Origin of the sequence: Blautia sp. AF17-9LB, assembly GCF_003479185.1 — a bacterium.
In the GTDB taxonomy this organism is placed as follows: Bacteria; Bacillota; Clostridia; order Lachnospirales; family Lachnospiraceae; genus Fusicatenibacter; species Fusicatenibacter saccharivorans.
This window is the reverse complement of sequence record NZ_QUGU01000050.1, coordinates 1-809: the sequence shown is the minus strand read 5'-3', so window position 1 is coordinate 809 and position 809 is coordinate 1. Positions and strand designations below refer to the sequence as shown.

Annotated in this window: 1 protein-coding gene and 1 pseudogene; both read left to right on the top strand. The window is 51.1% G+C overall.

Annotated elements, in window-relative coordinates:
- Positions 1 to 39 precede the first annotated feature (39 nt).
- Positions 40 to 123 (top strand): annotated as a pseudogene (locus DWX00_RS19425) (Maff2 family mobile element protein); the annotation flags it as partial.
- A 41-nt stretch (positions 124 to 164) separates the two neighbouring features.
- Positions 165 to 809: VirB6/TrbL-like conjugal transfer protein, CD1112 family (locus DWX00_RS19420; protein WP_118596029.1), on the top strand; the 645-nt coding region annotated here is incomplete at its 3' end.

Here is an 809-nt window from a genome sequence, read left to right as displayed (position 1 = left end):
GCCGCCGCCCGCCATCGAGCAGAGTTTTACACCTAATTGGGTATAAAACAGCTCATGGCGGGCGGCGGTGTCGTTCTGATCGGTCTTCAGCTTATCCCTCTGCTGTCCGGGCTGTTCAGCTAAATGTCACCCGTTGTCCCTTTTTCCAGAAAAGGAGCTGATATATGGACTTTATCATCGACGCAATCGTTGAATGGCTGAAAGGTCTGCTCGTCGATGGTATCATGGGGAATCTGGACGGCCTTTTCGATAACGTCAATCAGAGCGTTGGCGAGATCGCCACACAGGTAGGCACGACCCCGGCGGACTGGAACGCCGGGGTCTTTTCCATGATACGACAGATCTCCGAAACTGCCATTCTGCCAATCGCCGGGGTCATCCTCACTTTTGTTATGACCTATGAACTGATACAGATGCTCATAGAACGCAACAACCTCCATGAAGTTGACACATGGATGTTTTTTAAGTGGGTGTTCAAAACCTTTGTGGCTGTGATGATCCTGACGAATACCTTCAATATCGTGCTGGCGGTCTTTGATGTGAGCCAGCATGTGATCCAGCAGTCAGCGGGCATTATCCAGAACGGGACAGAGATCACGCCGGATGTGCTGGACAGTTTGCGGACAGAGCTTGAGGCGATGGAGTTAGGTCCTCTGTTCGGACTCTGGCTACAATCCTTCCTAATCCAGCTTACCATGATTGCCTTAAACATCGTGATCTTCGTCATCGTATATGGCCGTATGATTGAAATTTATTGCGCGTCCAGAAGCGCCGCTTTTCATCCGAAAGCGGTGCGCGGGCATTTTGGG